Source organism: Noviherbaspirillum sp. ST9, from assembly GCF_048799745.1.
GTDB lineage: Bacteria > Pseudomonadota > Gammaproteobacteria > Burkholderiales > Burkholderiaceae_D > Noviherbaspirillum.
In genome coordinates this window covers 419,661-438,234 of record NZ_JBLWFR010000001.1, presented here as the reverse complement: position 1 = coordinate 438,234, position 18,574 = coordinate 419,661, and the positions used below count along the sequence as shown (strand labels likewise).

Genomic DNA, 18,574 nt, shown 5'->3' with positions numbered 1-18,574 from the left:
ATTTTAAATAATTACTTTCCGACGACACTCTTCACAATCAGCAACAGCGTCCCGATAAAAATCAAGGCACCGATCACACCGGCGATAATCACATGCACCGGGTTCAGCTGCTGCGCATCCTTTTCGTAGTCGCTTTTTTTCCTGATACCGAAAAACGACCAGAACACCGCTTTCATCGTTGCGCCGAAGGACGCTTTGCGCTGTGCTGAATTTTTCGGGTCATCCATTCGTATTGCCTTGCGTTGCCGCTTGCTTCTTGCCGGGTCCACCGACTTCGAAGAACGTGTACGACAAGGTGATCGTCTTCACATCCTTCGGCAGCGCCGGATCGATGAAGAATACGACCGGCATCTGCTTCGCTTCATTCGGACCGAGCGTCTGCTGCTTGAAACAGAAGCACTCCATCTTCTTGAAATGCGCAGATGCCTGCTGTGGCGCGTAGCTCGGAATCGCCTGCGCGTCGATAGGGCGCGCTTGCGTATTCACCACTTCGTACACCACCTGTGCCATCTCGCCGGGATGCACCTCCATGCTGGATACCGTTGGGCGGAAACGCCACGGCCCCTGTGCGGTTGCATCGAACTCGATCGTGATGGTGCGGCTCTTGTCGACCTGTGTGTTCTTGATGTCGCCAACCATCGAATCCTTTGGCGTCAGCAGATTTACACCTGTGATCTCGCAAATCTTCTTGTAGATCGGAACCAGCGCATAACCGAAACCGAACATCATTACCGCCACAACGAGCAATTTCGAAAGCATCTGCTTGTTGAGCAGGCCCGTCTTTACTGCTTCGCCGTGTTGTTCCTGTTGTTCCATTTCAACTAAACCAGAGTCGTTTCACGAACAGGCCCACGGCAAACATCAATGCCACGGACGCCAGGATCAGTGCAGTCTTCAAGTTGTTCGGCTTTTTCGGATCGGACATACGCAAAAGCGGCGGGCTTTCACCCGCCAGTCATTTACTTCACAGTCGGCGGTACTTCAAAGGTGTGGAACGGCGCCGGGCTCGGCACGGTCCACTCGAGGCCTTCGGCACCATCCCACGGCTTGTCGGCTGCCTTCTGGCCGCCCTTGATCGACGGCAGGACGACGGCGAGCAGGAAGTACACCTGCATCAGGCCGAAACCGAACGCGCCGATCGAGGCGATCATGTTGAAGTCGGTGAACTGCGCCGGGTAGTCGGCATAGCGACGCGGCATGCCGGCCAGACCCAGGAAGTGCATCGGGAAGAACGTGACGTTGAAGGTGATCAGCGAACCCCAGAAGTGGATCTTGCCGCGGGTTTCGTTATACATGAAACCCGTCCACTTCGGACCCCAGTAGTAGAAACCGGCGAACAGCGCGAACAGCGAGCCTGCCACCAGCACGTAGTGGAAGTGCGCCACGACGTAGTAGGTATCCTGCATCTGGATGTCGATCGGCGTCACCGCCAGGATCAGGCCGGTGAAGCCGCCCATCGTGAACACGAAGATGAAGCCGACGGCGAACAGCATCGGGGTTTCGAAGGTCATCGAGCCCTTCCACATGGTCGCGATCCAGTTGAACACCTTCACGCCCGTCGGGACCGAGATCAGCATCGTTGCATACATGAAGAACAGCTGCGCGGTCACCGGCATGCCGGTGGTGAACATGTGGTGCGCCCAGACGATGAACGACAGGATCGCGATCGAGGCAGTTGCGTACACCATCGATGCATAGCCGAACAGCGGCTTGCGGGCGAAGGCCGGGATGATGTGCGACACGATGCCGAACGCCGGCAGGATCATGATGTACACCTCGGGGTGGCCGAAGAACCAGAAGATGTGCTGGTACATCACCGGGTCACCGCCGCCGGCAGCGTTGAAGAACGAAGTGCCGAAGTGACGGTCGGTCAGCGTCATGGTGATCGCGCCAGCCAGAACCGGCATCACGGCGATCAGCAGGTAGGCGGTGATCAGCCAGGTCCAGCAGAACATCGGCATCTTCATCAGCGTCATGCCGGGGGCACGCATGTTGAGGATGGTGACGATGATGTTGATGGAACCCATGATCGACGAGGCACCCATGATGTGCATCGCGAAGATACCCATGTCCATGCCGATACCCATCTGGGTCGACAGCGGGGCATACAGCGTCCAGCCTGCAGCGGTCGCACCGCCCGGCACCAGGAAGGAACCGGCCAGCAGGATCGCCGCCGGCGGCAGCAGCCAGAACGAGAAGTTGTTCATGCGGGCGAACGCCATATCGGATGCGCCGATCTGCAGCGGGATCATCCAGTTGGCGAAGCCGACAAAGGCCGGCATGATGGCGCCGAACACCATGATCAGGCCGTGCATGGTGGTCAGCTGGTTGAAGAACTCGGGTTGCACGAGTTGCAGGCCGGGCTGGAACAGCTCGGCGCGGATCAACAGTGCCAGCACGCCGCCGGACAGCAGCATGATGAACGAGAACCACAGGTACAGGGAACCAATGTCCTTGTGGTTGGTTGCAAATAACCAGCGCTGCCAGCCGTGCGGGTGGTCGTGCGCGTGGTCGTGAGAGTGATCGTGTGCGTGATCAACTACGGTGGTCATCTCAATCTCCTAATTCAATTACTTGCGCGCAGCCAGCACTTCTGCCGGTTGAACAATATTTTCCTGGGCCTTGTTGGACCAGTTATTGCGGGTGTAGGTGATCACGGCGGCAATTTCGGTGTCGGAGAGCTGCTTGAACGAGGGCATGCCCTTGCGGCCGTTGATCAGAACCTTGACCTGCTCTGCGCGGGGACCGTTCACCACTTGTGAACCATCCAGCGCGGGGAATGCGCCGGGAACGCCCTTGCCGGTTGCCTGGTGGCACGCGACGCAGTTGGCAGCGTAAATCTGCGCGCCGCGCTGCTTGAGCTCGTCGACGGTCCAGGTCTTGTTCGGATCGTCGGCCTTGGCAGCCATTTCCTTCTTCTTGCCTTCGACCCACTTCTTGTACTCTTCGTCGGTCACGACATTCACGACGATCGGCATGAAGGCGTGTTCCTTTCCGCACAGCTCTGCACACTGGCCGCGATACACGCCGGTCTTCTCGGCGCGGAACCAGGTGTCGCGAACGAAACCGGGAATCGCATCCTGCTTCACGGCGAATGCGGGAATCATCCACGCGTGGATCACATCATTGGCGGTCAGGACGAGGCGAACTTTCTTGTTGACCGGGACGACCACAGGATTGTCGACTTCGATCAGGTAGTTGTCGTTTTCGATCTTGGCCGGATTGACGACGGACTCGCGCGGCGTGGACAGCGCGGACAGGAAGGAGATGCCCTCGCCTTCGCCCTTCAGGTAGTCGTAGCCCCACTTCCACTGCATGCCGGTGACCTTGATGGTCAGGTCGGCGTTGGAGGTGTCTTTCATGGCGACCACGGTCTTGGTCGCGGGCAGCGCCATGCCGATGACGATCAGGAACGGAACGACCGTCCAGGCGATTTCAACGGCGGTACTTTCGTGGAAGGTTGCGGGCTTGTGGCCGACGGATTTGCGATGCTTGAAGATGGAGTAGAACATCACGCCGAACACGGCGACGAAGATCACCAGGCAGATGATCAGCATCAGGTTGTGCAGCGAATAGACCTCTTCTGCGATCTTGGTGACCGGCTGGTGGAAGGTCATCTGGCGGACTGCCGGACCGCCCGGGCTATCGTTGACCGCCCATGACGGCATGCCTGCCATCAAGAGCGACGCACCGAGCATCAGGGATTGAAGGCGCTTCGCAAGTTTCATAGTTTCCTCAAAAGCCAAAATTGGAATTCTGTTTATATCTTTGCAACGCAAGCGCGCAATTCAACTCCCGCGCAAGCTCGCGTCTTTTCCATTCTGTCAAAAACCGGCCGATCTCGACCTTGGTGCCGTTCGCCTCCAAACGCACCAGCCCGCAGCTGCCCGACTCGGGCGGTTCAACACGCGTATGGCGCGGATCCAGCCTGAATTGTCGGACATGCTCCACCTGGATGACTTCCACCAGCAGGCAGTTCTCTTCGAGTGCGATATGTTCCCTGTCCGTCGCATGACGAGCATACAACAAAAAGGCAATTCCTACCGCGAACTGCTCAACAAGCGCAAAGCCGAGGACGTACCAAGCACCGGAAGCAGCAAAAAATGTCGCGACCAGCATTGATGTTGTGCAAACCGCGAGGTAGGCAAGGCCAAGTTGTCGCGGCGACAGTGAACAGTTGCGCTTCAACATCCATTCACGGGTGTCCATGATCTACCTCAAGGAATTGAAGCGAAAAGCCCTTTGCGCAAAACCACGGAAGTATAAGTCGGATAAAGGACGGTTATCAAGGGGAAAAAGTCCTACAAAGAACAGCAGGTCCCGCATGGATGCACCCCTGCAACAAGCAGGCCGCAAGAGAGAGATTGCCATTTCAACCACATTCCGGTGACATGCCGACAACCGAATGAGCGGAGTTTGTCTGTCAGACGGAATTAAAGGCGCAAGTACCTACTGACGCTTGCGAGGAAGGTCTAACCTGATGATCGATTCGCCGTCGGCGGTCCTTGTCGGCGCAGGACGGAAGGCATGACCGTAGACCACTTCGAACGTGAGCGGAATCTTGCCGTCTTCGCGGCGGAAGCCGTCGAGCGCACGAAGCAGTTTTGTCCTGGCACTGAGGCCGAGCAAGCCGCGCCGGCGGGTCAAGAGAGGATTTCCTCCCCACGCGCGCACGTCGGCAAGCAACTTGTCAGTGGACTCGTAAGTGACGGTAATAGTTTCCATATCCATCACAGGTGTTGAGAATCCGCTATTGACGAGCATGTCCCCGAGGTCGTGCATGTCAACGAAGTTCAACGTGTGCGCGTAGTCGTCCACCTGTGCGAATGCCGCGCGAATTTCCCTGAACGTATCAGGGCCAAAACAGGAGAACATTAGCAGCCCATCGACGCGCAACACGCGCCGCCATTCTGCGAACACCAGGTCCGGCTGCGGGTGCCAGTGCAGTGCGAGATTGGACCAGATCAGGTCCGCAGACGCCGGCTTGAGCGGCAACAGGGAAAAGTCGCCGCACAATTGGCTGAAGGCGTCCTCATGCCTTGCACCGATTTTTCGCGGCAATAGTTTGCCAAGCAGGCGCGTCATCGAATTTGCCGCGGCGGATTGTCCCGTCCGCCCGCCTGCAAGAAGGGCAAATGACGCATCCAGGCCGAGAAGGTGCGCATCCGGGTACAACGCCTGCAAAACCGGGAAATCCGCGCCCTCCCCGCAACCCAGATCGAGCACACGCTGCGGCTGGATCTTCACCAGTGAGAGGCGCTCGTGCATACGGCTGGCGATCTCGCGGCGCAGGAAGTTCGACTCCGCAATCTGAGTGGGATTGTCGAACAGGCGGCGCACGTTACGCACATCGATGGGCGCACTCAGGCGGGAATCGGGTTGGGAGGACACGAGGCAATCCGGCAGGGCAATGAGATAATGCTCGCAGTTTACACGCTTGAGGATTCACCTGCTCCATGATTTCCCGGATGCGTCCGATGATGCAGCAACTGCTGAAGGGCTTGCCGCTGGCGCTGCCCTCTTCCTGCGCGCTATGCGGTGCAGAACATCGCTCAGCGCTGTGCGAGGGATGCCGGTCGCAATTCTTTTCAACGAGAAAAGCGCGCTGTGCTTGTTGCGGTATTCCGTTACCGGGCGAAGCCGGTGGCGTGCGCTGCGGCGACTGCCTGAAACAGCCGCCCGCATTCGATGCGACTATTGTTGCGACGGACTACCTGCCGCCCGTTGATCGCCTCGTGCTCGCGCTGAAGTTCGGCAACCAGCTCGAACTGGCGCCGATGTTCGCACAGATGCTGCACCCTGCCACCAAAGGCATGATGCTTCCGCACTTGCTGACGGCGGTCCCGCTCGGGCCGCAACGACTCGTGCAACGCGGATTCAACCAAGCGCTGGAAATCGCCAAACCACTCTCGCGCAACTTGCGCGTGAAGCTCGAGCCGCATCTCGTCGCCCGGCACAAGGAAACGCATGCACAGGCGAAACTGCATCCGGACGAGCGGCAGAAGAACATCCGCAATGCTTTTGTCGTTCCAGCGCCGGCCATGCAGCGCGTACAGGGGCGACACATCGGCGTGGTCGACGATGTGATGACCACCGGCGAGACGCTCAATGAGCTCGCGGCGACCCTCAAGCGATTCGGCGCGGTACGCGTCACCAACATTGTTTTTGCGCGCACTCCGCAACATTAGAGGAGCAGGACTTGTTTCACGTTGTTCTTGTCGAACCGGAGATTCCGCCCAACACGGGCAATGTCATCCGCCTTTGCGCCAATACGGGCGCGCAACTCCATCTTGTCGAGCCCCTTGGCTTTCCGTTGGACGATGCGAAAATGCGGCGTGCGGGACTCGATTACCATGACTACGCGACGATGAAGGTGCACGCCCACTGGGAGGCGTTCCTCGCTAGCGAACGCCCTGATCCGGCAAGGATGTTTGCGCTGACCACGCATGGGTCGACACCGTTCGCGTCGATGGCGTTTCGTCCTGGTGACTTTTTTGTCTTCGGTTCCGAGACGCGCGGACTGTCGCCGGAACTGCGCGAGTCATTCCCGCCTGCCCAGCGCATCAGACTACCGATGCGCCCGGACAACCGAAGTCTCAACCTGTCGAATACCGTCGCCGTCGTCGTCTATGAAGCCTGGCGCCAGAATGGATTTGAAGGCGGCAACTGATTTTTTTATCCGTACTAAAGGACCACCATGTTTTTGCGACCATTCACTGCCCTGACGATGGCGTTCACTTTCAGCCTGCCCGCCCATGCGCAGGAAACAAAATTGAAGGACCTGCTCATCGACAATCCGTTTGCGCGCGCCACGGTTGCGAACCAGCGTACCGGCGGCGCGTACGTGACGATTGAAAACAAGGGCAAGAATGCCGACAAGCTGGTCGGGGCAAGCAGCCCCGTGGCGAAGAGCGTCGAGATCCATACCATGTCGATGGACGGCAACGTGATGAAGATGCGGGAAGTCGGGCAAATCGACATCCCGGCGTCTGGACGCGTCGAGATGAAGCCGGGCGATGGATTCCACCTGATGCTGATGGGGTTGCAGCAGCCGCTGAAGGCTGGCGACAGTTTCCCTATGACGCTGGTGTTCGAGAAGGCAGGGAAAACCGAGGTGAAGGTGAAAGTGCAGGAGAAGAAGGACGCCGGGCACGGCGGCATGCATCACGGCCACTAAGCCTCCCGCGCGGCACATTGCGTGCCGCGCTTTCCCTGATGGTCAGGCCCCGTAGTGCTTGTACACGCGCGTGCGTCCGTCCGCCTGGACCAGCAACACATCGTACGGATCCTTGCGCGCCCCTTCCATTCCCGGCGAGCCCATCGGCATTCCCGGTACGGTCAGGCCGCGCGCCTTCGGACGTTCCGCCAGCAGGCGCTTGATCTCCGCCACCGGGACATGGCCTTCCAGCGCGTAGCCTGCGACGACGCCGGTATGGCAGGATCCCAGGTCATCAGGAATGCCGTACTTCGCCCGGTAATCGGACGGATTCGGCACATCAACCGCCCTCACCGTGAAGCCATTGGCCCGCAGGTGGTCTACCCACTCGTGGCAGCATCCGCAGCTTGCGCTCTTGTACACGTCGATAACGGGCAAGGCATTCTTGGCCGCCTTCGCCGCAGCGGCGGGGAGCAGCAGTGCCGCCAAGGCTCCTTGCAGAAGTGTTCGTCTTTGCATGTTCGTTTCCTTTGATTGCATTTTGCAGTCGTGTCGATTGCGCACGGTGCTAATGGTGTCCGGTCTTGCCGTGCATCATTCCGTGCTTATGACCGCCTTGGCCGGGATTGGTGCCCTGATAGCCGCGCAGCTTGTCGTAATCGGCAACCTGCTCCGGCGAGAGAACCGCCCGCATCGACAGGTGCGCGCCGAGATGCACGAGGCGATACTCTGCCTGCAGCGCCCCGATTTCTCTCACCAATGCTGCGGTGTTGTCATGGCTTGCCTTCGCACCGGCGAACAAGGTTTCCAGTTCCGCTTCCTTTGCCACGATCAGCTCGCCGAGACGCGCCGCTTCGCGCGCCATATCGTCGTACAGCTGTTGCGTTGTGCCCTTCTGCGAATTCGACAAGCCGAGAGCCTGCGCATGGTCGAGAACATGACGCGGACCGGGATAGTGGTTTAGTTCCGCGGCGAGCGAAGCGCCCATGCCCCGGCCACTGCGATAGTCGGCAATGTCCTGTTCAGACAAGGCCTTGATGGGGCGCCGCTCCTGGCCGGCGTAGGGAGTATCGGCGGCGCGGGCAGGCACCCACGCCAGCGCCAGAACAACGAAGGCAATCTTGTATTGCATGGTCAATTCCTTTTAAACATGGTCAACACGCGTCACAACATGGACGCGCAGCGGTGTTCAAAGGGAATGACGGCGTGGCGGACGGTCGGGACCGTCCGGAATGAAGAAGGGAAGATGAAAACCCGCGTACGAGACGACGGCGGGGACAGGTTCGAACGGCGGCAAATGAAGTTCGCTTGCGGGAATCCAGGGAACGCCGGCGTACTGTGCGGCGCAGGTCTTCTCGCTCACCTGCGGCGTATCCTGCATGTCGTCTTGCTGGACCTGCATCTCACCGCAGGGGTGCGCGTGACCGGATTCCGGCATCGCATATGAAACGACGGCAGCCTGGTTCGCCGCCTTGCAGACGAGCAGTGCATTGGCTGCCATCCCCTGGAGAGGGATAAAGAACATCAGCAGCCAGATGAACAGTGTCTTCATTGCTTTCATGGAGCACTCACCTTATCACAACCATGCGACGCCGGCAGTCGCCCGGATCAAGCCTTTGTGAGCTGGACCGCGGGCCGTACTTCGCCGATGCGGATACCCTTCAGGTTGAACAGTTGCGGGTGCGCCCAGGGTGCGAGCACGCTTCCTTGAGGCAGTAATCCGAGTTGCGATAGAACAGCCACTGTCGCCGGCTGCAGACCGCGCGCGCCGCCGTCGGCCGCCTTCAACGCAATACCGAGTCCTTTGGAACGAATGCCAATTACCTGCACGCCCTCTGCACCGCCCTTGGCCACCCAATCCCCCTGCCCCGCCTTCATCAGCGCAAGGTCGATGCGACCGGTGCCGGAGACAAGGTCGGGATGGGACGTCATTGCAGCATAGAGTTGGCCGGTCAGTTCGCCATAATCAGGATCTGGTCCGATTTGAGCCAGCCGGGCGTAGGCATAGGCAAGCCGCGACAGCGGCAAGGCGTAATTGGGCGCGGAACATCCGTCGGTACCGACCGGCATGCCGGTTTCCGCGACGCCGCAGACATCGGCAAGACAGGACCGGATCTCCTTCTGCAGGGGATGCAGGGGATCAAGGTAGGTCTCGACCGGCTGGCCGTGCTGCCGACAGTACGCGAGGAAGCCGGCGTGCTTGCCGCTGCAGTTGTTGTGCACCTGCGTGAACGACACACCGGGTGCCGGCTGAGTGTTGGCTGTCGCGTAATGTAGCGGAACGTGGCAACCGCACTGCAAATGGTGCTCGTCGCATCCCGCTTTACGCAACATCGATTCCACCACCGCGGTGTGCAAAGTTTCGCCCGAATGACTGGCACACAGGAGAGCGATTTCACGGCTGCCGAAGCCGAAATGCGCCGACCCGCCGGCACGCAGGAAGGGCAATGCCTGGAACGGCTTGATGGTGGAACGCGTGAACGTGAGGAAGTGCGGGTCGCCCGCCTGGTACAGCAACTCGCCGCGCGTATTGACCACCGCGACGGCACCAAAGTGGATTGACTCGACTTGATCACCGCGCGTGACTTCGGCGAGTGGGGCGACGTTCATGATGTCAGCTGTTACGGACCTTGCTCAACAACCGCGTGGTGGACCGGTCGTGTTCGAAATCGATTGCGACGGCCTTGCCGCCGTAGGCCAGCACGGCCTGCCCTTCGGGAATGGCGGTCATGTCGTAATCACCGCCCTTCACGTAGATGTCGGGCCGCGCTTCCTGCACGACTTCCAGCGCCGTGTCCTCGTCGAAGGGCACCACCATGCTCACCGACTCCAGCGCCGCGAGGATGGCCATGCGATCTTCGCAGGCATTGATCGGTCGGTCGTCCCCCTTGCCCAATCGTTTGACCGATGCATCGGTATTGGCTGCGACAACCAGCGAAGCGCCGAGTTCGCGCGCCTGGGCCAGATAGGTAACGTGGCCGCGGTGCAGGATGTCGAAGACGCCGTTGGTCAGCACCACCGGCTTGGGCAACTGCTGGATGCGCGCGGCGAGGTCAGCGCGCGTGCAAATCTTTTTCTCGAAAATCGGCATGGTACAAATAAAAAAGCCGCAAGCGACATTGCTTGCGGCTTGTAGCTTACCTCAGTCCGGAATCAGGCAGCGGGTTTGAGCCCGCCATTGCCGAGGCGGCCGGTAATTTCCTTGCGGTAGCGGTTCAGGTCCTGCACCGATTCAAAGGTGCGCTCGAACAGCAGCGACATGTTGTGCAGGATGCGGTCGACGACCTTCTTTTCCCACTCGCCGTCGAACTTGATCTGGCCGTCGAGCCAGCGCTCGAGCCAGTTCGGGTCCGGCAGGCGGCTCTGCACCGTGTCGTTGGGGAACAGCGCCTGGTTGACGTGCAGGTTGGTCGGGTGCAGCGGCTTCTCGGTGCGGCGGGCGGATGCCATCAGCACGCCGATCTTGGCGAAGGCCGCGCGGGCGTTGTCACCCACTTCGTTCAGCGCCTTCTTCATGTAGCGCAGGTAGGCGCCGCCGTGGCGTGCCTCGTCCTGGCTGATGATCTTGTAGATGTGCTTGATGACCGGCTCGGTGTGCCAGTCGGAGGCGCAGCGGTACCAGTGGTTCAGGCGGATTTCGCCGCAGAAGTGCAGCATCAGGGTCTCTAGCGGAGGCGCCGGGTCGAACTCGAAACGCACGTTGTGCAGTTCTTCTTCCGTCGGCACCAGGTCGGGACGGAAGCGGCGCAGGTATTCCATCAGGACCAGTGAATGCTTCTGCTCTTCGAAGAACCATACCGACATGAACGCGGAGAAGTCGCTGTCGCCGCGGTTGTCGCGCAGGAACATCTCCGTGGCCGGCAGCGCCGACCATTCGGTGATGGCGTTCATCCGGATGGTTTGTGCTTGTTCGTCTGTCAGCTTCGATGCATCAAACTTGTCCCACGGGATGTCTTTTTCCATGTTCCAGCGGACTTGTTCTAGCGATTTGAATAGTTCTGGGTACAGCATCACGCACCTTCAATGTTGAATAAGTCGTTGATTCTACCAAGAAAATCGGAAATTCCCGAATAGTTGGCGTTTGATCGGGCCCCGGCCGCGATACATTTGGTAAATTGGATCCAACGGGCATTAAGCGCCCACTTCGCGCAAAGAACATGAAAAACAACGATGCACGACCAGTTTCGGCCGAGATCCCCCTGACTGTCTGGGTCCTCGGCTTTGTCAGCCTGTTGATGGATATCTCGTCAGAAATGATCCACAGCCTGCTGCCGGTTTTTATGACCGTTGTTCTTGGAACAAGTGCCACGACGGTAGGGATTATCGAAGGCATTGCGGAGGCGACCGCACTCATCACCAAGGTGTTCTCCGGCGTGATCAGCGACTGGGTTGGCAAAAGGAAATGGCTGGCGGTGATCGGTTACGGTCTGGGCGCGCTGACCAAACCGTTTTTCGCGATGGCGACCGGGGCGGGCTGGGTCCTGGGGGCGCGGTTTGCCGACCGCATCGGTAAGGGCATCCGCGGTGCGCCAAGGGACGCCCTGATTGCCGACGTAACCGATCCGTCCGTGCGCGGCGCGGCGTTTGGCCTGCGGCAATCGCTCGACACGGTGGGCGCTTTTGTCGGCCCGCTCGTTGCCATGGGGCTGATGCTGCTGTGGTCCAACGATTTTCGCGCGGTGTTCTGGGTGGCCGTCATCCCCGGCCTGCTCGCGGTTTTCCTGCTGATTGCCGGTGTGTGCGAACCGGAACGGGCAGCCAGGCCAGCGCGCGCCACCTTTCCGATTTCGCGCGCGGCCCTCGGGGAATTGCCTGCCGCGTACTGGTGGATAGTGGCTGCCGGCGCGGTGCTGACGCTCGCCCGTTTTTCCGAAGCCTTCCTCGTGCTGCGCGCCCAACAGGGCGGCCTTCCGTTGGCGCTTGCACCGCTGGTTCTGGTGCTGATGAATGTCGTGTATTCGGCATGCGCCTACCCGCTGGGCAAGTTGGCCGATACGATGAACCATCGCAGCTTGCTCGCGGCCGGTATCGTGCCGCTTGTGATCGCGGACCTGTTGCTCGCCCACAGCGGGCAACTGGCCTGGTCCGCTGCCGGACTGGTGTTCTGGGGAATACACATGGCGGCCACGCAGGGTTTGCTGTCCGCGATGGTGGCCGATACGGCGCCGGCACATTTGCGGGGAACCGCCTTCGGTCTGTTCAATCTGGCGAGCGGACTGGCGATGCTGGCAGCAAGCATGATCGCCGGCGTGCTGTGGGATACCTTGGGCGCGCAGGCGACCTTCGGGGCCGGCGCCGTTTTCGCCGTCCTTGCAATCGGGCTATTGTCGCTACGCCGAGCCTGACGGTTCCAGCCGGCTCCGCCAGTCGCCCAGCGCAGGCCGGATCTCGGATAGTTCCAGCACGCGCAACTCCGGCGGCGGCCGCCGATGAAGTGCCGCACACGCGCCGCCGGCCCAGATCTCGATCGCGTCCGGCAGCCGCGCGCGCAGGTCACGCACGCCTTCCGCCATCTGGTTGCCATTCATGGAGGCCGCAAACGACAGCGCCACGATATCCGCTTTCTGTGATTCCGCCGCCTTCACGATCTCCTCGATCGGCGTCTGCACGCCCAGCGAAATGCATCGCGCGCCTTCCAGCGCAAAGATCGCTTCCGCCATGAGCAGGCCGAGTCCGTGCTGTTCCTGCGGGAAGGTTGTCAGGAGTACGCGCGGGCGCGGTACCGCGTCGGGCGATGGCAAGGGGATGGAAGCGATTGCATTGCGCATGAGGACCTGGATCGATTCGGTATACAGGTGCTCCTCGAAGACGGAAAAGTATCCACTCGCCCAACGCACGCCCACCAGCGTATTCATTGGTGCAATCACATCGACGACAAACCGGTACATCCCCAGGCGCAGCAGGTCCTGCGACAGTGCCCGGCGCATCTCGTCGAAACGGTAGGCCTTGCATAGCGCGATGTAGTGCAGCAGGTCCTGGCGATCCTCGACGCCGTCATCGGCCACGCCCGCGCTGGCCGGCGTCTCTTCGGCGAGACGGCGCAAGGTCTCGATGTCGTGGGCGATGATCTTTCCCGGCCGGTGGCCGCGGTCCAGCAGACGCTTGAGGAGGCGAAGTTTGTCCACCTGCTCGATCGTGTACGCCCGCTCGCCGGTGTCGTCTCGCCCCGGCTGGGGAAAACCGTAGCGGCGCTCCCAGACACGCAAAGTGTCCTTGGTCAGTCCCGTCTCCCGCTCGACGGAGCCAATGCTCAATGTGATTTGCATGGGTAATTTCGGCGCTTGCGCCAATTTATTTCCGGGTAGCCGCAATTGTAAACCCGCAATTTGTCCAAGACAACACATTGACAAAGAGAATAATTAGGACAAAAATAGCCTCGGTGAAATATTTGTCCAAGACAAAACGGGAGTAAAGCCAGGCATTGTGCGATGCCGGACACTCTCGAAGCAGTTACGTCCCGGACAAATCGCCCATCAGACCGGTTCCACGCCCTCGAGCCGACAAGCGCCGTGCCCTGGCGCAACCACAGACCGTCATTCTCGGGAGGCAGCATGAACAGCAAAGATCGAAGCATCAACCGGATCGAGGCATTGACCGTCTCGGCGGGCAAGGAGGAATACGCGGTGGGCATCCACACAGTCCGGGAGATCAGGGGTTATAGCAATGTCACCGCACCCGCCAGGTCAGCCGGTTTCGTCAAGGGCATGATCGAGCTGCAAGGCTCCGCAGTACCCGTCGTCGACATCCGCATCCTGCTTGGATTCGCGCAGCCCGCATCCGGTGACGTTGTCGTCGTCGTTGTCCTGACGATCGCGGGAAATACGGTCGGCGTCGTGGTCGATGGCATATCCGACGTCGTCTCGCTCTCCCCCGAGCAGATCCGCCCGGCACAGGACCTTGGGCGCAACGTCAGGGCAGAACATGTGATGGGCTCCTGCGCCGTCGGACGCCGCACGATCACGCTTGTCGACATGGACCGGATGCTGGCCGACGCGGGCCTGCATTGCGCATGAACCTTCATCGCACGACAAGAAATAACTTCAAATGGGAGCGGAACATGAAAATCAACGACCTGAGTATCGGTGTCCGCCTCGGCGCCGCCTTCGCATTGATCCTGGCCATGCTGACGTTTGTAACTGTGCTCGGTCTTTCCCGCATGGCCCATATACAAGAGGATCTGCACGCCATCGGCAATAACAACGTCCAGGCCGAGCTCGCCGCCGCCATGCAGTTTTCCGTGTCGGACAGGATGATTGCCTTGCGCAACATTGCGCTGTTGACCGAAGAATCCGAAATGCGGCCCGAGGTGGAGCGCATCAAGACCCAGGCCATGCGTTACGCCGACGCCGAGCGAAAACTCGCCAGCCTGATTTCGCAACATGGCGCCCGAGGAGAGGAAATGGCCATCCTTGCAAAGCTTCGCGAGACGGACACTGCTGTGCAGCCGCTCATTGCCAAGGCAACGGAACTCGGCCTGTCGAACAAGACCGATGAGGCGACCCGCGTGCTCATCCGGGAAATCCGTCCGCTCCAGCAGAAGTGGATAGCTGACCTGAATGAACTGATCGAGCAGGAAGACAAGCTGAATCAGGCAGCGACGCGGGACGCTGAAGAAGTCTATGCGGCGGCGCGCATGCAGATGATCGTCTTCGGCGCAGTCGCCGTGCTAACGGGCATCGCCTGCGCCTGGCTGATCACGGTGTCGATCACGCGTCCGCTCGACAATGCGGTGCGCGTCGCGCAGACGGTGGCGGCTGGCGACCTTACCAGCAGGATCGAAGCCGACGGCCGCGACGAAACCGCGACACTGCTCAAGGCGCTCGCGGAAATGAACCACAGCCTCGCGCGCATTGTCGCTGGCGTGCGGACGGGGGCCGATACGATCGCTTCCGCGTCGGCGCAGATTGCGAGCGGCAACCTTGATCTCTCCTCGCGCACCGAACAGCAGGCAAGCTCTCTCGAAGAAACCGCCTCATCCATGGAAGAGATGACGTCCACCGTCAAGCAGAACGCCGGCAACGCCGTGCAGGCAAATCAGCTCGCCATGACTGCGGCCGATATCGCGCTCAAGGGCGGTGCCGTCGTGTCCCAGGTCGTCGACACCATGGGCGAGATCAACGCATCGGCCAGCAAAATTGCCGACATCATCGGCGTCATTGACGGCATTGCATTCCAGACCAACATCCTCGCGCTCAATGCCGCTGTCGAAGCCGCGCGCGCAGGAGAACAGGGCCGGGGTTTCGCCGTCGTTGCGGCCGAGGTCCGCAACCTGGCGCAACGCTCCGCCGGAGCTGCCAGGGAGATCAAGGCATTGATCGGTGATTCGGTGGAAAAAGTGGACGCCGGTGCGCGTCTGGTCGACGAGGCCGGAACGACCATGGATGAAGTAGTCGCCAGCGTCAAGCGCGTCACCGGCATCATGGGCGAAATCAGCTCGGCCAGCCAGGAGCAGACCGCCGGCATTCACCAGATCAACCAGGCCATCGTGCAGATGGATGAAGTCACGCAACAGAACGCCTCGCTCGTCGAGGAGGCGGCGGCCGCAGCGGAAGCGCTGCAGGGACAGGCGGCGGCACTGAAAGACGCGGTAAGCGTTTTCAAGCTCCATCCGGATGAGAGGGCCGCGCCGAACGCTTCGATCGCCGTTGTTTCGGTCCAAGGCGCAGCAGTCCCTGTGCGATCCAGGCTTCCTGGCACAACTACCAGGCCACGCGCCCTGATTGGTTCGCGTCAGATCCAGCTTGAACGCATCTGACCGCAACTTCACGCTCACCCCTTTGCTGCTGCGGCGCTGGCCGGGCCAGATTCCCGGCAAGACAGGACCGGCATTCCCCCTCCCAACCGGTCATGCCTGGCGCCGCAGCCCTTTTCTTTCTCGGCCATCGACGCACTGCGCCAAAAGCAGATCCGCGCGATTAGAACGCCGGCACCACAGCCCCCTTGTACTTCTCCTGGATGAACTTCTTCACTTCCGGCGAATTCAATGCCGCGGAAAGCTTCTTGATGGCGGCGTTGTCCTTGTTGTCCTCACGCGCGACCAGCAGGTTGGCATACGGAGAGTTGCCATCCTCGATGAACAGCGAATCCTTCACCGGATTGAGCTTCGCTTCCAGCGCGTAATTGGTGTTGATCAGCGCCAGGTCGACCTGGTTGAGCACGCGCGGCAGCGTGGCGGCTTCCAGTTCCCGGAACTTCAGGTTCTTCGGGTTGGCCACGATATCCTTCTTGGTCGCCGAAATGCTGTTGGCATCCTTCAGCTTGAGGAGGCCCTGGCGCTGCAGCAGCAGGAGTGCACGGCCGGAATTGGACGGGTCATTGGGAATGGCGACCGTCGCGCCGTCCGGCAGGTCGGCGATCTTCTTGTACTTGGATGAGTATGCGGCGAACGGTTCCACATGCACCTTTGCCACGGGCACTTCGATGTCGTTCTTGTGGCCCTTCTTGAATTCGTCGAGATAAGGCTGGTGCAGGAAGAAATTGCCGTCCAGTCGCTTTTCGTTCACCTGTACCGCCGGCTGGACGTAGTCGGTGAAGACCTTGACCTGGAGATCCACGCCATCCTTGGCGAGTTGCGGCTTGATGAATTCGAGGATCTCTGCGTGCGGAACCGGTGTGGCCGCAATGACGAGCTTGTCGGCGGCATGGGAGGCGACCGGCAGGACAAAGCCGACGGTCGCGGCAAACAGCAATGCAAATTTGAAACGCATAACCACTCCTGAAAAGATGAGCAAAATTACCTGCGGGTGAAACGGCGTACCAGCCAGTCGCCGGCGTATTGCAGCAACTGCACAAGCACGACAAGAATGAACACGGTGACGATCATGACGTCCGTCTGGAAACGCTGGTAGCCGTAACGCAATGCGAGGTCGCCCAGGCCTCCGCCACCGACGACGCCGGACATGGCCGCATACGACACCAGCGCGATGGTGGTGACCGTGGCGGCGGCGAGCAGGCCCGGAAGTGCTTCCGGCAGCAGCGCGCTGATCACGATTTGGTGCGTCTTCGCGCCCATCGCCTTGCAGGCCTCGATGACGCCGCGGTCCACCTCGCGCAGGACGTTCTCGACCAGTCGTGCGAAGAAGGGCGTGGTGCCGACGACCAGCGGCGGGATGGTTCCCTCGACGCCCAGCGACGTCCCCACCAGGACCAGCGTCACCGGGATCATGACGATCAGCAGGATGATGAACGGCAGCGAACGCAAGACGTTCACGATCAGGGAGAGCACGGCGTAGATGCCGCGCTGCTCGAGCAACTGGCCGCGTGCGGTCAGGAACAGCAGGACGCCCAGCGGCAGCCCGAGAAGAACGGTGAAGACCAGGGACACGCCGGTCATGGTCAGCGTGTCGATGGTGGCCTGGCCGATGTCGGCCCAGTCGATATTCGAGAAATCCATCAGTTGATCACCTCGCAATGCACGTCAAGCCGCCGGAACAGGTCCAGCACCGCAGCGGCTTCCTCGTCGGCGCCGCCGATTTCCACCAGCAACTGCCCGTAGGGCTTGTCCTTGATGCGCGACACCGCTCCTTGCAGGATGGTGATTTGCGCCCGCGTCTGTTCGACGACGCGGGTCAGGATCGGCTGGTAAGCCGCCTCGCCGGTGTAAGTCAGTCGCAGGCGACGGCCGCTGGCGGCGCCTCCGCCCGCAAGGTCGAAGTCGTCATGTGTATATTCGGCGACGAGGCGGCGCGTGACGGCGTGACGAGGATGCAGGAACACGTCGGCGACCGGGCCGGTCTCGACGATTTCGCCCGCCTCGATGACGGCCACGTTGTCGCAGATGCTGCGGATGACTTGCATCTCGTGCGTAATCAGCACGATAGTGAGCCCCAGGCGCTGATTGATTTCCGCCAGCAGCGCGAGAATGGACTGGGTGGTCTCCGGATCAAGTGCCGAGGTCGCCTCGTCGCACAGCAGCAATTGCGGCGCATTGGCAATGGCGCGGGCAATGCCGACCCGCTGCTTCTGTCCGCCCGAGAGCTGGGCCGGATACTTGTCCTTGTGTTCGCTCAGGCCGACGAGTTCCAGCAGTTCATCCACGCGCCGGTTGCGTTCTTCTTTGCTGTGACCGCCGGCAAGCTTGAGCGGGAATTCCACATTCGCCCCCACCGTCTTGGCCGACAGCAGGCTGAAGTTCTGGAAGACCATGCCGATCTGCTGGCGCATGCGGTCGAGTTCCGCCTTGCCGAGCGTCGTAATGTCGGCGCCGTTGATGCGCACGGCGCCGCGCGTGGGACGCTCGAGGAGATTGAAGGTGCGCAGGAGCGTGCTTTTGCCCGCGCCCGAGCGGCCGATGATGCCGAAGATTTTCCCTCTGGGGATGTGGAGATTGACGTTGTTGAGCGCACTGACCGTGCGACTGCCTACCCGGTAATCCTTGTGAAGCTGTTCGATGTGAATCACGTTTGTACTTGCTGTTCC

23 protein-coding genes are annotated in these 18,574 nt (G+C 60.5%); 6 read left to right on the top strand and 17 right to left on the bottom strand.

The features are described from left to right. Positions 1-11 precede the first annotated feature (11 nt). From ACNOHI_RS02130 to ACNOHI_RS02100, 7 genes are all read right to left on the bottom strand, one after another. Positions 12-227, bottom strand: a complete 216-nt coding sequence (locus tag ACNOHI_RS02130; RefSeq protein ID WP_420472979.1) for a DUF2970 domain-containing protein — start codon at positions 225-227, stop codon at positions 12-14. Then, the gene (locus ACNOHI_RS02125; RefSeq protein ID WP_420472978.1) at positions 220-816 is read right to left on the bottom strand and encodes a cytochrome c oxidase assembly protein; all 597 of its coding nucleotides are present in this window, start codon (positions 814-816) and stop codon (positions 220-222) included. Before ACNOHI_RS02125 ends, ACNOHI_RS02130 begins: the two co-directional genes overlap by 8 nt. A 1-nt stretch (position 817) precedes the next feature. Beyond that, complete coding sequence (locus ACNOHI_RS02120; RefSeq protein ID WP_420472977.1) at positions 818-925, bottom strand: cytochrome oxidase small assembly protein; 108 nt, start codon at positions 923-925, stop codon at positions 818-820. Positions 926-959: 34 nt separating this feature from the next. Further along, on the bottom strand, positions 960-2,552 hold the full coding sequence (gene ctaD / locus ACNOHI_RS02115; RefSeq protein ID WP_420472976.1) for a cytochrome c oxidase subunit I: 1,593 nt from the start codon (positions 2,550-2,552) through the stop codon (positions 960-962). An 18-nt stretch (positions 2,553-2,570) separates the two neighbouring features. Next, positions 2,571-3,728 carry a cytochrome c oxidase subunit II gene (gene coxB, locus ACNOHI_RS02110; protein WP_420472975.1) on the bottom strand — a complete coding sequence of 386 codons (1,158 nt, stop codon included), beginning with the start codon at positions 3,726-3,728 and terminating at the stop codon, positions 2,571-2,573. A gap of 7 nt (positions 3,729-3,735) precedes the next feature. Next, positions 3,736-4,209, bottom strand: coding sequence for a DUF2244 domain-containing protein (locus ACNOHI_RS02105; protein WP_420472974.1), 474 nt, complete (start codon positions 4,207-4,209; stop codon positions 3,736-3,738). A 240-nt stretch (positions 4,210-4,449) separates the two neighbouring features. Next, positions 4,450-5,391 (bottom strand): methyltransferase domain-containing protein, encoded by a 942-nt coding sequence (locus ACNOHI_RS02100; RefSeq protein ID WP_420472973.1) that lies wholly within the window; start codon positions 5,389-5,391, stop codon positions 4,450-4,452. A gap of 86 nt (positions 5,392-5,477) precedes the next feature. Between ACNOHI_RS02100 and ACNOHI_RS02095 the strand changes: the two genes are divergently transcribed. Genes ACNOHI_RS02095 through ACNOHI_RS02085 form a run of 3 tightly spaced genes read left to right on the top strand, consistent with a single transcriptional unit; the run spans position 5,478 to position 7,177 of the window. Further along, positions 5,478-6,188, top strand: a complete 711-nt coding sequence (locus ACNOHI_RS02095; protein ID WP_420472972.1) for a double zinc ribbon domain-containing protein — start codon at positions 5,478-5,480, stop codon at positions 6,186-6,188. An 11-nt stretch (positions 6,189-6,199) separates the two neighbouring features. Beyond that, positions 6,200-6,670: a tRNA (uridine(34)/cytosine(34)/5-carboxymethylaminomethyluridine(34)-2'-O)-methyltransferase TrmL gene (gene trmL, locus ACNOHI_RS02090; protein WP_420472971.1), complete on the top strand. Its 471-nt coding sequence runs from the start codon at positions 6,200-6,202 to the stop codon at positions 6,668-6,670. 27 nt (positions 6,671-6,697) lie between these two features. Beyond that, positions 6,698-7,177, top strand: coding sequence for a copper chaperone PCu(A)C (locus ACNOHI_RS02085; protein WP_420472970.1), 480 nt, complete (start codon positions 6,698-6,700; stop codon positions 7,175-7,177). A 42-nt stretch (positions 7,178-7,219) separates the two neighbouring features. Here the strand turns inward: ACNOHI_RS02085 and ACNOHI_RS02080 are convergent, their stop codons facing one another. The 6 genes from ACNOHI_RS02080 to ACNOHI_RS02055 all read right to left on the bottom strand — a co-directional run bounded on the left by ACNOHI_RS02080 (position 7,220) and on the right by ACNOHI_RS02055 (position 11,167). Then, the gene (locus tag ACNOHI_RS02080) at positions 7,220-7,675 is read right to left on the bottom strand and encodes a DUF411 domain-containing protein (RefSeq protein WP_420472969.1); all 456 of its coding nucleotides are present in this window, start codon (positions 7,673-7,675) and stop codon (positions 7,220-7,222) included. Between the two features lie 49 nt (positions 7,676-7,724). Then, positions 7,725-8,288: a Spy/CpxP family protein refolding chaperone gene (locus ACNOHI_RS02075; protein WP_420472968.1), complete on the bottom strand. Its 564-nt coding sequence runs from the start codon at positions 8,286-8,288 to the stop codon at positions 7,725-7,727. A 57-nt stretch (positions 8,289-8,345) separates the two neighbouring features. Next, positions 8,346-8,717 (bottom strand): hypothetical protein, encoded by a 372-nt coding sequence (locus tag ACNOHI_RS02070; protein ID WP_420472967.1) that lies wholly within the window; start codon positions 8,715-8,717, stop codon positions 8,346-8,348. Positions 8,718-8,764: 47 nt separating this feature from the next. Beyond that, positions 8,765-9,766, bottom strand: coding sequence for an asparaginase (locus ACNOHI_RS02065; RefSeq protein ID WP_420472966.1), 1,002 nt, complete (start codon positions 9,764-9,766; stop codon positions 8,765-8,767). 4 nt (positions 9,767-9,770) lie between these two features. Next, complete coding sequence (rfaE2, locus tag ACNOHI_RS02060) at positions 9,771-10,247, bottom strand: D-glycero-beta-D-manno-heptose 1-phosphate adenylyltransferase (RefSeq protein WP_420472965.1); 477 nt, start codon at positions 10,245-10,247, stop codon at positions 9,771-9,773. A 62-nt stretch (positions 10,248-10,309) separates the two neighbouring features. Next, on the bottom strand, positions 10,310-11,167 hold the full coding sequence (locus ACNOHI_RS02055; protein WP_420472964.1) for a ferritin-like domain-containing protein: 858 nt from the start codon (positions 11,165-11,167) through the stop codon (positions 10,310-10,312). A gap of 146 nt (positions 11,168-11,313) precedes the next feature. Between ACNOHI_RS02055 and ACNOHI_RS02050 the strand changes: the two genes are divergently transcribed. Continuing rightward, positions 11,314-12,501 (top strand): MFS transporter, encoded by a 1,188-nt coding sequence (locus ACNOHI_RS02050; protein ID WP_420472963.1) that lies wholly within the window; start codon positions 11,314-11,316, stop codon positions 12,499-12,501. Here ACNOHI_RS02050 and ACNOHI_RS02045 read toward each other — a convergent pair. After that, positions 12,487-13,422 carry a MerR family transcriptional regulator gene (locus ACNOHI_RS02045; RefSeq protein ID WP_420472962.1) on the bottom strand — a complete coding sequence of 312 codons (936 nt, stop codon included), beginning with the start codon at positions 13,420-13,422 and terminating at the stop codon, positions 12,487-12,489. The two genes, ACNOHI_RS02050 and ACNOHI_RS02045, sit on opposite strands and share 15 nt — an antisense overlap. A 285-nt stretch (positions 13,423-13,707) precedes the next feature. Between ACNOHI_RS02045 and ACNOHI_RS02040 the strand changes: the two genes are divergently transcribed. Then, on the top strand, positions 13,708-14,169 hold the full coding sequence (locus ACNOHI_RS02040; protein WP_420472961.1) for a chemotaxis protein CheW: 462 nt from the start codon (positions 13,708-13,710) through the stop codon (positions 14,167-14,169). A 44-nt stretch (positions 14,170-14,213) separates the two neighbouring features. Further along, positions 14,214-15,911, top strand: coding sequence for a methyl-accepting chemotaxis protein (locus ACNOHI_RS02035; protein WP_420472960.1), 1,698 nt, complete (start codon positions 14,214-14,216; stop codon positions 15,909-15,911). 160 nt (positions 15,912-16,071) lie between these two features. Here ACNOHI_RS02035 and ACNOHI_RS02030 read toward each other — a convergent pair whose 3' ends face one another. From ACNOHI_RS02030 to ACNOHI_RS02020, 3 genes are read right to left on the bottom strand one after another with little or no spacing between them, the layout of a single operon-like run. Then, entirely contained in the window at positions 16,072-16,863 is a 792-nt protein-coding gene (locus ACNOHI_RS02030; RefSeq protein ID WP_420472959.1) for a MetQ/NlpA family ABC transporter substrate-binding protein, read from the bottom strand. 26 nt (positions 16,864-16,889) lie between these two features. After that, positions 16,890-17,549, bottom strand: coding sequence for a methionine ABC transporter permease (locus tag ACNOHI_RS02025; protein WP_420472958.1), 660 nt, complete (start codon positions 17,547-17,549; stop codon positions 16,890-16,892). Then, positions 17,549-18,556 (bottom strand): methionine ABC transporter ATP-binding protein, encoded by a 1,008-nt coding sequence (locus ACNOHI_RS02020; RefSeq protein WP_420472957.1) that lies wholly within the window; start codon positions 18,554-18,556, stop codon positions 17,549-17,551. The genes ACNOHI_RS02025 and ACNOHI_RS02020 overlap by 1 nt, the downstream gene beginning before the upstream one ends. Positions 18,557-18,574: the final 18 nt, after the last annotated feature.